The 12,942-nt window shown below is 65.6% G+C and carries 13 protein-coding genes; 10 read left to right on the top strand and 3 right to left on the bottom strand.

Translation table 11 applies throughout. The annotated features are described in order from the left end of the window. Both ACO06O_RS20755 and ACO06O_RS20750 read right to left on the bottom strand, forming a co-directional pair. On the bottom strand, positions 1-351 hold the full coding sequence (locus ACO06O_RS20755; protein ID WP_421884363.1) for a hypothetical protein: 351 nt from the start codon (positions 349-351) through the stop codon (positions 1-3). A 4-nt stretch (positions 352-355) separates the two neighbouring features. Further along, a complete protein-coding gene (locus tag ACO06O_RS20750) occupies positions 356-682 on the bottom strand; it encodes a PilZ domain-containing protein (RefSeq protein ID WP_420419324.1) in 327 nt (108 codons plus the stop codon). A 193-nt stretch (positions 683-875) separates the two neighbouring features. Between ACO06O_RS20750 and ACO06O_RS20745 the strand changes: the two genes are divergently transcribed. Then, entirely contained in the window at positions 876-2,045 is a 1,170-nt protein-coding gene (locus tag ACO06O_RS20745; RefSeq protein ID WP_421884360.1) for a hypothetical protein, read from the top strand. 8 nt (positions 2,046-2,053) lie between these two features. Here the strand turns inward: ACO06O_RS20745 and ACO06O_RS20740 are convergent, their stop codons facing one another. After that, positions 2,054-2,857 carry a methyltransferase domain-containing protein gene (locus tag ACO06O_RS20740; RefSeq protein ID WP_421884357.1) on the bottom strand — a complete coding sequence of 268 codons (804 nt, stop codon included), beginning with the start codon at positions 2,855-2,857 and terminating at the stop codon, positions 2,054-2,056. A gap of 78 nt (positions 2,858-2,935) precedes the next feature. Between ACO06O_RS20740 and ACO06O_RS20735 the strand changes: the two genes are divergently transcribed. The 9 genes from ACO06O_RS20735 (at position 2,936) to cobJ (ending at position 12,938) form a co-directional block, all read left to right on the top strand. Next, complete coding sequence (locus tag ACO06O_RS20735) at positions 2,936-3,625, top strand: hypothetical protein (protein WP_421884354.1); 690 nt, start codon at positions 2,936-2,938, stop codon at positions 3,623-3,625. A 114-nt stretch (positions 3,626-3,739) separates the two neighbouring features. Then, complete coding sequence (locus ACO06O_RS20730; RefSeq protein WP_421884351.1) at positions 3,740-5,059, top strand: ActS/PrrB/RegB family redox-sensitive histidine kinase; 1,320 nt, start codon at positions 3,740-3,742, stop codon at positions 5,057-5,059. Positions 5,060-5,096: 37 nt separating this feature from the next. Next, the gene (locus ACO06O_RS20725) at positions 5,097-5,651 is read left to right on the top strand and encodes an ActR/PrrA/RegA family redox response regulator transcription factor (RefSeq protein WP_420419319.1); all 555 of its coding nucleotides are present in this window, start codon (positions 5,097-5,099) and stop codon (positions 5,649-5,651) included. Between the two features lie 729 nt (positions 5,652-6,380). Then, a complete protein-coding gene (locus ACO06O_RS20720; RefSeq protein WP_421884348.1) occupies positions 6,381-7,595 on the top strand; it encodes a sirohydrochlorin chelatase in 1,215 nt (404 codons plus the stop codon). 16 nt (positions 7,596-7,611) lie between these two features. After that, complete coding sequence (locus ACO06O_RS20715) at positions 7,612-8,529, top strand: hypothetical protein (protein WP_421884345.1); 918 nt, start codon at positions 7,612-7,614, stop codon at positions 8,527-8,529. Next, on the top strand, positions 8,526-9,158 hold the full coding sequence (locus ACO06O_RS20710) for a precorrin-8X methylmutase (RefSeq protein ID WP_421884341.1): 633 nt from the start codon (positions 8,526-8,528) through the stop codon (positions 9,156-9,158). Before ACO06O_RS20715 ends, ACO06O_RS20710 begins: the two co-directional genes overlap by 4 nt. Further along, positions 9,155-10,366 carry a precorrin-6y C5,15-methyltransferase (decarboxylating) subunit CbiE gene (gene cbiE, locus ACO06O_RS20705; protein WP_421884338.1) on the top strand — a complete coding sequence of 404 codons (1,212 nt, stop codon included), beginning with the start codon at positions 9,155-9,157 and terminating at the stop codon, positions 10,364-10,366. Before ACO06O_RS20710 ends, cbiE begins: the two co-directional genes overlap by 4 nt. Further along, positions 10,363-11,100, top strand: coding sequence for a precorrin-2 C(20)-methyltransferase (gene cobI, locus ACO06O_RS20700; RefSeq protein ID WP_421884335.1), 738 nt, complete (start codon positions 10,363-10,365; stop codon positions 11,098-11,100). Before cbiE ends, cobI begins: the two co-directional genes overlap by 4 nt. Further along, positions 11,097-12,938, top strand: a complete 1,842-nt coding sequence (gene cobJ / locus ACO06O_RS20695) for a precorrin-3B C(17)-methyltransferase (protein ID WP_421884332.1) — start codon at positions 11,097-11,099, stop codon at positions 12,936-12,938. The genes cobI and cobJ overlap by 4 nt, the downstream gene beginning before the upstream one ends. Positions 12,939-12,942: the final 4 nt, after the last annotated feature.

The following is a 12,942-nucleotide window of genomic DNA, read 5'->3' as shown; positions in this document are numbered from 1 at the left end:
TCAGCCCTCCGCCGGTTTCGCGGAACCGGACGCCGGGACGTGCCGCGCCTTGACCTCTTCGATCTTGCGGCCCAGCTCGTCCACATTGATCACGCCCTTTTCCAGCAGGATGTTGGCGATCGATGCGATCCAGCGCTCGTAATAGGTCAGTTCGTCATAGACGCCCGGGCCCATTTCCTCGATCCCGCGCCGCAGCTCGTCGATCCGCATCATCGGGCCGCGCTTCGGCTGCGACAAAAGGCGCACGATGGCGTCCGTCTTGTTCTCCCAAGGCTCGAACTTGTGTTCGCTGCGGTGGACCGGGCCCGCATCCAGCCCGCCCATATCGTGATGGCGCCGTTCCGTCGTCATGGTTTCACCCGCCGTTCATACCCAGTTTGGAGACGAATTCCCGCACGGTCGAAACGTGGTGCGGGATCTTGCAGCTCATCGAACAGCCGATACGCGTGCCTTCGATCCGCCGGACGACCAGATGGACGGGCATTTCATATTGTTCCTCGGAATCCTGCAGGACCAGAAACCCGTCGATCGGCAGACCGACCGTGAAGGAATCCGGCCGCTCGGCATGGAACCCCAAACCGTTGACGCTGAGGTCGTCCAGAGCCAGAGGGCGGTCGTCGATTTCGATGAAACCCGCCGAAAACGGGTATCTTGGCTCCGCCCGAGCCTCGGTGAATCGCATGGGTTCCGTCGCCTTTCGCCCGCAGTCCGGACGTTAACCATAACATCCGTTTACCAAGTTCCCGGCCTTGTGTGTCGACCGTTTGTATACATAGTATAAGAGCCGAAACGCGGAGTGGGAAACCCCCGATCCGCAGCGCGGTTGCAAGGGGCAGGTGTCGCCGAGGCGACTATTGGGAGAGGCGCTCGGCCGGATGAATCGCCGTGCTTTGAAAACGTTGTTGCGTTCGGGTCGCTTTCTCTGTTTCGACGCCCGCGCTGTTTATCTGGATCTGAAAGTCGGCCTGCCCGAGGACGAATTTCCGAAAACCAAGCTGTTCGACCTGTCGACGTTGAATCTGGGGATTTTCTTCAAGGAAGTCACCCTGGATGACGATGACGAAGTCATGGTCTCAACCCGCGTCTATTTCCCGTATAACGACGACGAGGTCGATCAGGGCGGCGAATCGACCCAGGCTGATCCGGACCGCATCGTGCGCGTCCTGGCCAAGCGCGGCGCGATCAAACGCGACGAAAGCCTGAGCGCGCATGATCAGAAGGTGCTGGACATCCTGACCAAGGTGCCGACCTTCGATCCGTTCCTGCTGCTGTCCCAGCGCCGGGAGTTGGAGGTCGAGCGGGCGATCTCGGCGAATTATTTCGAGATCACGGAGGCCGACTGGCTGCTGATCCGCCGGCCGGTGCTGGAAAAGATCAGCGTATTGGTGGCCAAGGCGAATTCCGGCAACAAGCTGGACGTCTACAAGGAATATGTCGGCGGCGAGCGCGATACCAAGGAAGACGAAGGCAAGCGCCTGATGACCAGCGCTGTCGTCGACGCGATCTGGCAGGGCGAGGAAACCGAAGGGTCGCGCAGCCTGATCCGCAGCTTCCGCCTGAACGAGGCCCAGACCAAGCAATTCCTGTTCGCCTGGAAGGGCATCAACTACTACGAATTCCAGTACGCCCGGCATAAGGACCTGTTCTATCAGTTCTTCGAATGGCTGGGCTCCGCGTCATCGCTGCCGCGCGACCGGGAAAGCATGACGGATTCCGCCATGGACCGCTTCAAGTTCCGCCGCGACCGGGCGCGCCAGTTGATTCGCGCGACGCATTCGACCGTGATGCGCATCATCAAGAACTATAACGAAGCCTTCGATCAATTGATCCAGCACGACGATCCGCGGCCGTTCCAAGCCTTCCTGCGCGATGCGCCGAAGAACTTCCTGACCGTCGGCCTGGCAATCGGCGTCCTGGCCCATACGGCCAATGCCTGGGCCAATGTGACCGGCAAGAAGAGCAAGCCGCTGAAGGCGATCGATCTGGAACCGTTCTACGATTTCATCATCGCGATCAACGGTCAGGACTTCCAGACGCCGCGCTGAGCTGACCGTCAGCCGCCCGGCTTGCGCGCGGCGACCATGGCGTAACCGATCTTCCCCGCCTCCGCCAGTTCCGCGCCCCAGCGCCACATATCTGCGTTCTGGTCCAGAAGCGCCGCGTCGACATGGTCGGACAGGGCCGCGCGATGGGATTCCAGCCGGTCATGCAGGGCGCGAAAATGCCGCGCCATATGCGGGGTCCAATCGTGCAGGGCCGCGATACCGAACCCGGCCGCCCGCAGCCCCGCCTCGAAATCCCCCTCGGACCACAGATCGTCGCTGCCGTGGCGGTCGGCGATACGCCGCGCCTCGGCCTCCGTCAGGCTGTCCCGCCGGGTCGTCTGATCGGTAAAGACCATCATTCCGCCCGGTTTCAGGACGCGGAACGCCTCCGCGAAGACCCGGGGCTTGTTCTGGGCATGGACCAGCGATTCCTGGGACCAATGCGCGTCGAACAGGGCGTCGGCGAAGGGTAGCGCATGATAATCCGCCATGGCCAGCCGGATCGTGCCCGTCGCGATCTGTCGGGCGCAGCGCCGGGCCGCGATTTCAGCCTGTCGCCTGGCGTAATTGGTCGCGATCACGCGGCAACCGACCTCGTCCGCCAGATGGCGCGCCGCCGCGCCCCAGCCGCTGGCGACCTCCAAGACCAAATGCCCCCGGTGCAGCCCCGCAGCCCGGACCATGGCCCGTTTCGCCGCCCGCACGGCGTCGTCGAACGGCGTGTCCGGCGCCGGATAAAAGCCGAAGTGAATGCTGTCGCCCCAAACCGTGGAATAGAGCCGGTCAAACTGGTCGACCTCGTACCGCTTCATATCCCCATACTTTTCTATAAAAAGACGCATTACAGGGGCACTCGCTACTCCCGGAAATAAACCACAAGGAGTAGTGAGATGACAGTGCATTTCGATCAATTGAAGGCCTCGTGCTATGTCGCACGACGGGTCGAAGAAGCGCAGACCCAGGGAATCACCCTAGAATTGTTAAGCGATTTCGACCGGCTTCGTCAGGTGGTCGCAGAGACCGACGGACGGGCGCCGTTGACGCCGATCTTCGACAACACGGTCAGCGACGTCACCGGCGATAACGGGTTTTGGATTCTGGGCCGATCGCCGCAAGGGCGTGTGGTTCATGTGCAGGCGGTCCGGATGGACGATCTGCGCGGCGAAACCCTGGCCGATCATCTGGAGCGGCTCGGAAACCTGTTCCTGTCGCCGCATATCCCGGCGACGCCCGACGGGTCGGACTATCGTGCCTGCCGCTATGTCCGCGAGATGGCCGGCACGATCTGTTATCACGGCGAGGTCTGGCTGAGTCCCGACGGCGAATTCCGCGGCCGCGGTCTGGCGATCATCTTACCCCGGATTGCGGTCGCCATCGCCCTGATGCGCTGGGCCCCGGACTATATCTACGGCTTGGTCCATCCCGACCTGGTGATGAAGGGGATTCCGGCGCGCTATGGTTACAATCACGCCCATCCGCTGGGCGTGCGCTGGCGCCGGACGGACGGGCGGGGCACGCTGGACGAATACATCACCTGGATGACCGGCGACGATATGCGTGACCTGGTTGAAGTCGCGTAGTTATGGGCGGCGGCCGGGTCCGGCGCGGTCCGGCCGCCGCCCATTCTGCTTGCCCCCACGCGCCGCGCCTGCTGGATTAGCCGGCGGTAAGGGACCGGCAGGATTTCGGGGGCGATGGCGAACAGCAAATATACCTGGGACACACGGCCAAACCACCCGGACCGCCTGCCCGAGGCGCGCCGTCCGGTCGGATTGAGCCTAACCTCTTTGATCATGCTGCGCTGGATTGCGGTCGCCGGGCAGATGGCGACCGTGCTGGTCATCCATTTCGCCTTCGGTTTCAACCTCGCGGTCTTTCCCTGTCTGATTGCGATCGGTGCACTGGCGGCGTCGAACTTGGCCCTGATGGCGTCCAAGCGGCGGCGATTGACGGAGCTGCGCGCCGCGTCGCTGCTGGCTTTCGACCTGTTGCAACTGGCCAGCCTGATTGGATTGACCGGCGGGTTGCAGAACCCGTTCGCGCTGCTGCTGCTGGCCCCGGTCACCGTGTCCGCGACCATATTGTCGCGGCGCGCGACCCTGGCGCTGACCAGCCTGGCCGTCATGGCCGCGACCTTCGTTACCTTCTTTCACCTGCCGCTGCCCTGGCGCGGCGACGAGGGGCTGCAACTGCCGCTGGTCTATATGCTGGGCATCTGGACGGCGCTGACCATGTCGATCGTGTTCATGGCGACCTATGTCTGGACGGCGTCGGAGGAATCCCGCCGATTGAGCGACGCCCTGTCGGAATCCGCCGCCGCCCTGGCGCGGGAACGGGAGTTGTCCGCCCTGGGCGCGCTTGCCGCCGCGGCGGCACATGAACTGGGCTCGCCACTGGCCACCATCGCCGTCGTCTCCAAGGAGCTGATGAGCGAGGTCGACAAGGACAGCCCGCTCTACGAAGACGTCGAATTGCTGAAAAGCCAGTCCGACCGCTGCCGCGAGATCCTGGTCGGATTGTCGCACCAGCCGGACGCGACCGGCGACCCGTTCGAAACCCTGCCCCTGTCCAATCTGGTCGAACTAGCGGTCGACGAACATGTGCCGGACCATGTCGAACTGGACATCCTGATCGACGAGTCCTGCGAAGGGCCGGAACCGATGGTTCGGCGCACGCCGGAATTCCTGCATGGTCTGGGGAACTTCGCGTCAAATGCCGGGCAATACGCCAAAAAACAGGTCTGGATCCGCATCTATTGGACGCCGCGCGACGTCTGGATTTCGGTCCATGACGACGGGCCGGGCTTCTCCCATTCCGTGCTGCAGATGCTGGGCGAGCCCTATATGTCGACCCGCGCCGGACAGGACGGGCATATGGGTCTGGGGGTCTTCATCGCGACCACGCTGCTGGAACGGATCGGCGGGCATTCCGCCTTCCGCAACCGGCGCGGGGCGGAAGCCCTGGTCCATTGGGACCGCGACGACTTGGAAGCCCCGGCGGAAACGCTATTATGACCCTTCAATGACCCGCTGAATTCGCAAGGAACCGCGCATGGCCGAAACCCTTCCCTCGCACCTTCGGGAAAAGACCCTGCTGATCGTCGACGACGACAGCCCGCTGCGCAATCGGCTGAGCCGGGCGATGGAACAGCGCGGTTTTGTGGTGACCGGCGCCGCCGGGGTTGCGGAAGGGTTGGAAGCCGCGGCCGAACGTCCGCCCGCCTATGCCATCGTCGACATGCGCCTGGAGGACGGCAACGGCCTGGACGTGGTCGAGGCGCTGCGCGACGCGCGCCCGGATATCCGCATCGTGATGCTGACCGGCTATGGCAACATCGCCAGCGCCGTCAGCGCGGTGAAGAAGGGCGCCGTCGACTATCTGGCCAAGCCCGCCGATGCCGATCAGATCGCCGCCGCGCTGCTGGAGGAGGACCGCCCCCTGCCGCCGCCGCCGGAAGACCCGATGTCCGCCGACCGGGTGCGCTGGGAACATATCCAGCGCGTCTTCGAACAGTGCAACCGCAACGTCTCCGAAACCGCGCGCCGCCTGAAAATGCACCGCCGCACGCTCCAGCGCATCCTGAACAAGCACGCCCCGCGGGGGTAAGGTGCGCAACTTGTGGCAAACGCGCCGCCCTTGCCGTCTGATATCGGCATTGGCGGCATGTGTGCTTCCGCTATTCGTTTCAAGCGCAGCCAAGGCGGAGTGCATCGACAATGATATAGATTGGTTCCTTTGGGACCATTCGTTGTCTCAGCATAGCCGGATGATTGCGATTAACCGGACATGTGGTGCCGACCACGCAGCCGACTTATGGACGGACCTCCTCGAAAACCGAATTCGCGCCTGCGACGCCGCTGGGGCGTATTCCGAAGCTGAACGCCAAGAAATGATGCTGCTAATTCGGCTGGCAAGGGACTTTGCGCCAAACAAAAAGCCGGCGGCGCATCATTGCGGCCCTCCCGGTTCCCCTGGGCTGTACACGCCCAAACAGGCGGAAGAAGCCTTTATGGAAGCAAAAAGATTCGAAATGAACCTGGTGGAGGCGGCATCCCAGGACAATCTTTGCCCACCGGTGCCACAAGCACGGCGTATCGAGCGAGATTGCGACGACCGGACACCCGAGAAACATTTGCCGCCCAGATGACGACGACGCCGTTGAGTGTGCGCCACACGTCGCCCGTCGCGATTTCAAAACTCTTCGGCGGTTTTGAGGCTGACGGGCGCGGGGCGCTCTGTTAGGTCATTCGCTTATGAGCACCCTACCGGTCGCGGGGGCAAATGCGGCGCCGGGTGAACCATAATGCGAACCCACAGGTCAGGACGGGGGCAAATATGTCCGTAGCAAGCGCGCCGGTGACGGCGTCCGCAAACGAGATTCCCACCCATATCGACGGCGAGAAGGTCGGCATCATGGTCTGCGGCCATGGCAGCCGCGACACCGGCGCCGTTTCCGAATTCCAGCAGATCGGCGAGACGCTGAAGGCGCGCTGGCCGCATCTGCCGGTCGAATACGGCTTTCTGGAATTCGCCACGCCGATCATCCGGACCGGGCTGGACAAGCTGCGCGACCAGGGCGTGACCAAGGTTCTGGCGGTGCCGGGCATGCTGTTCGCCGCCGGTCATGCCAAGAACGACATTCCGTCGGTCCTGAACACCTATCAGGCGCAGAATCCCGGTCTGACGATCACCTATGCCCGGGAACTGGCGGTAGATTTGAAGATGCTGCAGGCCGCCGGCGCGCGCATCGAGGAAGCGCTGGCCAAATGCGACGACAGCGTCGCGCGCCACGATACGCTGCTCTGCGTCATCGGGCGTGGCGCGTCGGACCCGGACGCCAATTCCAACGTCGCCAAGGTCGCCCGCATGTTGTGGGAAGGCCTGGGCTTCGGCTGGTGCGAGGTCGGCTATTCCGGCGTCACCTTCCCGCTGACCGAACCGGCCTTGGAGCATTGCGCGCGCATGGGCTACAAGCGGATCGTCGTGTTCCCGTATTTCCTGTTTACCGGCATTCTGGTGAACCGCATCTATGACTACACCGACAAGGTCGCGGAACGGCATCCGGAGATCGAATTCGTCAAGGCGGGCTATCTGAACGACCACCCGTCGGTGATGGATACCTTTGTCGAACGGGTCATGGAGATCCTGAACGGCGCGAACAACATGAACTGCCAGATGTGCAAGTTCCGCGCCCAGGTCCTGGGTTTCGAGGACGAGGTCGGCCTGCCCCAGGAAAGCCACCACCATCACGTGGAGGGCATCGGTACCGGCCCGGCCCAAACGGACCATCACCATGACCATGGGCACGACCACGGGCACGATCACCATCATGACCATGGGCATCACCATCACCACGATCATGATCACCACCATCACGGCCATTCGCATGATCACGATCACGGGCATGACCATTCCCATGGGCATTCCCACGGACATGGCCACGATCATGGGCATGGACACGACCACCATCATCACCCCTATCCGCAGGCGGACCATCCGCATGGGCCGCGCAGCATGAAAGAGGGCGTGAAACTGCCGCGTTCCGAATAGGCCGGACCCGGACGCCATGCCCGCCTTCGACAGCTATATCATGGTCGACTGGTCCGCCGCCGCCGTGCCGCGCCGGGGTAAGGATTCGATCTGGATCGCCTGCGTCGACCGCCTGTCCGACGGGCGGGTCCGGCGCAGCGTTCTGGAAAATCCAGCGACCCGCGCCGAGGCGACGGACCGTCTGGCGGCGCTGATCGCGAACCGGGCCGACCGGGGCAAACGGGTGCTGACGGGGTTCGACTTCCCCTTCGGCTATCCGCGTGGCACCGGGGCGGCGCTGGGCCATGACGGGCTGGTCTGGCGGCGCATCTGGGCCCAGATCGACGCGCTGCTGGACGATGCGGCGGACAATGCCAACAACCGCTTCGATGTCGGCGAGGCGCTGAACCGGGTGCTGACCGGCGAGGCTTTCCCCTTCTGGGGCCATGACGGCAACAAGGATCGGCCATACCTGCTGCGCCGGGACCGGCGGCCGCATGGGTCGGAGGATTTGTCCGAACGCCGCCTCTGCGAGGCGCGGGTGCGCACGACCCAGCCGGTCTGGAAACTGGCCTATACCGGCTCCGTCGGCAGTCAGGCGCTGACCGGCATTCCCCGGGTCTGGGCGCTGCGCACCGATGGGCGGCTGGCCTTTCGCACGCAAATCTGGCCGTTCGAGACCGGTCTGGCAGATTGCCCCGAGGCGCAGGTGATTCTGGCGGAAATCTATCCGTCCCTGGTACCCCCGGAAGCCCTTTCCGGCCTGCCGAAGGATGCGGGCCAGGTCTCTGCCATGGCGAAGGCCCTGGCGCGCTGGGATGCGGCCGGACGTCTGCCCGCCCTGTTCGCCGCCGACCCGGCCCTGACCGACGCGGAACGCCGGGCGGTCGAGACGGAGGAAGCCTGGATCCTCGGCGTGACCGACCGGCCGGAACCCCTGGAGGCCGCCGCATGAAGCCGCCCTACGACTACATCAAGGACCCGGCCGCGATCTATCGTGAAAGCGCGCGCCTGATCCGCGAGGCGACGGATCTGAGTGGCGTGCCGGAGGACCTGCACACGGTCGCGATCCGGCTGGTCCATACCGGCGGTCGGCCCGACATCCTGGCCAGCCTGACCGCCAGCGACGGTGCGGTCGCGGCGGGCCACGACGCGCTGAAGGCCGGGCGCCCGGTCCTCTGTGATGTGGAAATGGTCAGCAAGGGCATCATCCGCTCGCGGCTGCCCGCAAAGAACGATGTGCTGTGTACATTGGGTCTGGGCGCTGTCGCGCCGCTGGCCCAGCGCCTGGGCACGACCCGGTCGGCGGCGGCGGTCGACCTGTGGGAGCCCTGGCTGGAGGGTGCGGTTGTCGCCATCGGCAACGCGCCGACCGCGCTGTTCCACCTGCTGGAGCGCATCGATCAGGGCTTCCCAAAGCCCGCCTTGATCCTGGGCTTTCCCGTCGGCTTTGTCGGCGCGGCGGAATCGAAGGACGCGCTGGTCGCCAGCGGCCTGCCCCATATCGCCCTGACCGGCCGCGAGGGCGGCAGCGCCTATGCGGCGGCGGCGGTCAACGCCCTGTGCGGAGAACTTGAGACATGAGCGACGCCTGGCTGTCCATCGTCGGGATCGGGGAAGACGGTCTCGACGGCGTGCCCCCGGCGGGCCGCGCGCTGATCGACGGCGCGGAGGTCCTGCTGGGCGGCAAGCGCCATCTGGCAATGATCCCGGAAACGCATCCGGCCGAGCGCCTGACCTGGCGCGTACCACTGACGGATACAGTCGGCGACATCGCCGCGCGCAAGGGCAAGGCGGTCTGCGTCCTGGCGACCGGCGACCCGATGAGCTACGGCATCGGCGTCACTTTGGGTCGGGAATTCGGGCGCGACGCGCTGACCGTCCTGCCCGCGCCAGGCGCCTTCTCCCTGGCTGCCGCACGGCTGGGCTGGCCGCTGGAAGACGTGACGCGGATGACCCTGCACGGCCGGCCGCTGAGCCTGCTGGCGGCGCAGATCGAGCCGGGCGCGAAACTGTTCATCCTGTCCGAAAACGCCCGGACCCCGGCAGAGGTTGCCGGGATGCTGACCGCAGAGGGATATGGTGCCAGCCGCATCTGGGTGCTGGAACATCTGGGCGGCGCGAAGGAGCGCATATTCGACGGCACGGCGCGCGGCTGGGACGCGGCGCCCGGCGCCGATTTGAACACCATCGCCGTCGAATGCCGCGCCGAAACGGGCACGCGTATCCTGTATCGCGGCCCGGGCCTGCCGGACGACGCCTTCCATCATGACGGCCAGCTGACCAAGCGCGAGGTCCGCGCGGCGACCCTGGCGAAGCTGATGCCCCGGCGCGGCGCCACCCTTTGGGATGTCGGCGCGGGCTGCGGGTCCATCGCCATCGAATGGATGCGCGCGGGCGGCCATGCGGTCGCCTTCGAACGCGACAAGACGCGCTGCCGCCTGATTGCCCGCAACGCCGCGACCTTGGGCGTCCCGCATCTGGACCTGATCGAGGGCCCCGCACCGGACGCCTTGGACAAGGCCGAGGGCGCGCCGGATGCGATCTTCATCGGTGGCGGTCTGACCGGGCCGGACATGGCGGCGCGCTGCTGGGACCGTTTGGCCCCCGGCGGCGTGCTGGTCGCCAATGTCGTGACCCTGGAAGGCGAGGCGATCCTGACCCGGTTGCAGTCCGATTGGGGCGGAGAGCTGGCCCGCATCGCCGTGTCGCGGATGGAACCGGTCGGCCCCTATCGCGGCTGGAAACCCCTGATGACAGTGACCCAATTCAGCGTAAGGAAACCCGTTTGAGCACCAAAGGCACCCTGTATGGCCTGGGCGTCGGCCCCGGCGACCCGGAACTGATCACGCTGAAGGCCCTGCGCATTCTGCGCGAAACCGATGTTCTGGCCTGGCCCGCGCCGCTGGAGGGCGAGTCCATGGCGCGCGGGATCGCCGCGCCGCATCTGGACGGCCATCACCGGGAAATCCCGATCCGCATGCCGATGGATGTGAAGCGCTTCCCGGCACAGCAGGTCTATGACGAAGCGGCGGTCGAGATCGCCGCCGAACTGGATGCCGGAAACGACGTCGCGGTCCTGTGCGAAGGCGACCCGTTCTTTTACGGCTCCTTCATGTATCTGTTCGGGCGACTGTCGGAGACCTATTCCGTTGAGGTCGTGCCCGGCGTCTCCAGCCTGATGGCGACCGCCGCCGCGACCGGTGCCCCGCTGGCCGCGCGCAACGACGTCCTGACCGTCCTGCCGGCACCGCTGGACGAGGAGGAATTGACCCGCCGCCTGGCCCAGATCGACGCCGCGGCGGTAATCAAGGTCGGCCGCCATCTGCCGAAGCTGCGGCGCGCGCTGAAGGCGGCGGGCCTGATGGATGCCGCGCGCTATGTCGGGCACGCCACGATGGGCGACCGGCAGACCGTCTGCCCGCTGGCGGATTACCCCAATGAAACGGCGCCCTATTTCAGCATGGTTCTGGTCCATCGCCGCAAGGACGCCTGGATCGACGGCAAGGGGGAAGCGGCGGAATGATTGCGATCCTGGCCCTGACCGCGCGCGGCGGCGAGACCGCCCGGCGCGTCAAATCCCTGATCCCCGATGCCGTGATCTTCGGACGAACGGGCCGTGTCGAGAGCGCGGACCGGGACTTCGACGATACGGTGGACTGCATCCGGACGCTCTATGCCGAGGGCTGGAGCATTGTCGGTCTTTGCGCGGCGGGCATCCTGATCCGGGCCCTGGCGCCTGTCCTGAACGACAAATGGCAGGACGCGCCGGTGCTGGCCCTATCGGAAGACGGCGCGACCGCCATTCCGCTGCTGGGCGGTCATCGTGGCGCGAACGCGCTGGCCGAGACACTGGCGCAAGGCCTTGGTGGAGCGGCCGCGGTGACCACCGCCGGAGATCGGCGGCTGGGTTTTGCCCTGGACGATCCGCCCGACGGCTGGACCCTGAAAACGCCGGACGCGGTCAAGGGCGTCACCGCGCGCCTGCTGGCCGGGGAACCCGTCAGCCTGCGCCGCGAATGCGGGGCGGCCGATTGGCCGGACGATGCCTCCTTCTCGCCCGCCGGACCGGGGGATACGCCGGATGTGCTGATCACCGACCGGGCCGTCACCGCGACGGGCGGGCAGGTTGTCCTGACCCCGCCGACACTGGCGCTCGGGATCGGCTGCGAACGCCATGCCCCGGCGGACGGGCTGATCGACTTCCTGAACGACGTCTTCGCGGAGGAAGGGCTGGACCCGTCCGCCGTGGCCGCCATCGGCACCGTTGACCTGAAAGGCGACGAAGCGGCTTTGAAAGCGGCGTCCCGGCATCTGGATCGCCCGATCCGCCTGTTCACCGCCGCGGAATTGGAAGCCCTGACCCCACATCTGCCGAACCCGTCCGATGTGGTCTTTCAGGAAATCGGCTGTCACGGCGTGGCCGAAGCCTCCGCCCTGGCGCTGGCCGGGCGCGATGCCCGTTTCGCGGTCGAGAAGAAGCGGCGCGGCCCCTATACCTGCGCCATCGCCCGGGCGCGGGACAAGGTGGTCGATGCTGATGCCGGACGCGCGCCGGGCCGCCTGTTCGTGGTCGGAATCGGGCCGGGCGACGCGGATTACCGGACCGGCGCTGCGGCGCGGGCCATTTTGGCTTCCGACGCCGTGGTGGGCTACAAGCTCTATCTCGATCTCGCCGCCGATCTGATCGGCGACCGGCCGACCCATGACAGCGATCTGGGGGCGGAGGAAGCGCGCGCCGCCAAGGCCCTGGCCCTGGCCGCCGAGGGCCAGACGGTCTCGCTGATCTGTTCCGGCGATCCTGGCATCTATGCCCTGTCGACCCTGGTGTTCGAGCTGATCGAGAAATCCGAAGACCGTGCCCTGCGCGGTGTCGATGTCGAGGTCGTGCCCGGCATTTCCGCCTTCCAGCTAGCCGCCGCGCGGCTGGGCGCGCCGATGGGCCACGATTTCTGTCTGATCAGCCTGTCCGATCTGCTGACCCCGGTCGCGGCGATCCGCAAACGGCTGGACGCCGCCGCGCGCGGCGATTTCGTGACTGCCTTCTACAATCCGCAAAGCCAGCGCCGCCGTACCCTGCTGCCCGAAGCGCGGGAGACCTTCCTGGCCCATCGCCCGGACGACACGCCGGTCGCACTTTGCCGTCAGCTCGGCCGTCCGGAAGAAAGCGTCACCGTCACCAATCTGCGCGAATTCGACCCGTCGGTGGTCGATATGTTCACGCTCGTCGTCTTCGGCTCCAGCGAAACCCGCGCCTTCAACCATTCCGGCACCCCTCGCGCCTTCACCCCGCGCGGCTATGCGGGGAAGTGGGAGGGGGAAGAAAACCGCGAAGAACGCCAAGAAGGGCGCAAAGGACGCTAAGGGA

This window comes from Pacificispira sp. (assembly GCF_965228185.1).
In the GTDB taxonomy this organism is placed as follows: domain Bacteria; phylum Pseudomonadota; class Alphaproteobacteria; order UBA8366; family Aestuariispiraceae; genus Pacificispira.
Note: the sequence above shows the minus strand (reverse complement) of the source record. Positions and strands in the feature narration are given on the sequence as shown.

What these genes read in the sequence shown, in the direction of transcription:
- ACO06O_RS20755 (WP_421884363.1), bottom strand. Translation starts at nt 351, where the DNA reads ATGACGACGGAACGGCGCCATCACGATATGGGCGGGCTGGATGCGGGC.
- ACO06O_RS20750 (WP_420419324.1), bottom strand. Translation starts at nt 682, where the DNA reads ATGCGATTCACCGAGGCTCGGGCGGAGCCAAGATACCCGTTTTCGGCG.
- ACO06O_RS20745 (WP_421884360.1), top strand. Translation starts at nt 876, where the DNA reads ATGAATCGCCGTGCTTTGAAAACGTTGTTGCGTTCGGGTCGCTTTCTC.
- ACO06O_RS20740 (WP_421884357.1), bottom strand. Translation starts at nt 2,857, where the DNA reads ATGAAGCGGTACGAGGTCGACCAGTTTGACCGGCTCTATTCCACGGTT.
- ACO06O_RS20735 (WP_421884354.1), top strand. Translation starts at nt 2,936, where the DNA reads ATGACAGTGCATTTCGATCAATTGAAGGCCTCGTGCTATGTCGCACGA.
- ACO06O_RS20730 (WP_421884351.1), top strand. Translation starts at nt 3,740, where the DNA reads ATGGCGAACAGCAAATATACCTGGGACACACGGCCAAACCACCCGGAC.
- ACO06O_RS20725 (WP_420419319.1), top strand. Translation starts at nt 5,097, where the DNA reads ATGGCCGAAACCCTTCCCTCGCACCTTCGGGAAAAGACCCTGCTGATC.
- ACO06O_RS20720 (WP_421884348.1), top strand. Translation starts at nt 6,381, where the DNA reads ATGTCCGTAGCAAGCGCGCCGGTGACGGCGTCCGCAAACGAGATTCCC.
- ACO06O_RS20715 (WP_421884345.1), top strand. Translation starts at nt 7,612, where the DNA reads ATGCCCGCCTTCGACAGCTATATCATGGTCGACTGGTCCGCCGCCGCC.
- ACO06O_RS20710 (WP_421884341.1), top strand. Translation starts at nt 8,526, where the DNA reads ATGAAGCCGCCCTACGACTACATCAAGGACCCGGCCGCGATCTATCGT.
- cbiE (WP_421884338.1), top strand. Translation starts at nt 9,155, where the DNA reads ATGAGCGACGCCTGGCTGTCCATCGTCGGGATCGGGGAAGACGGTCTC.
- cobJ (WP_421884332.1), top strand. Translation starts at nt 11,097, where the DNA reads ATGATTGCGATCCTGGCCCTGACCGCGCGCGGCGGCGAGACCGCCCGG.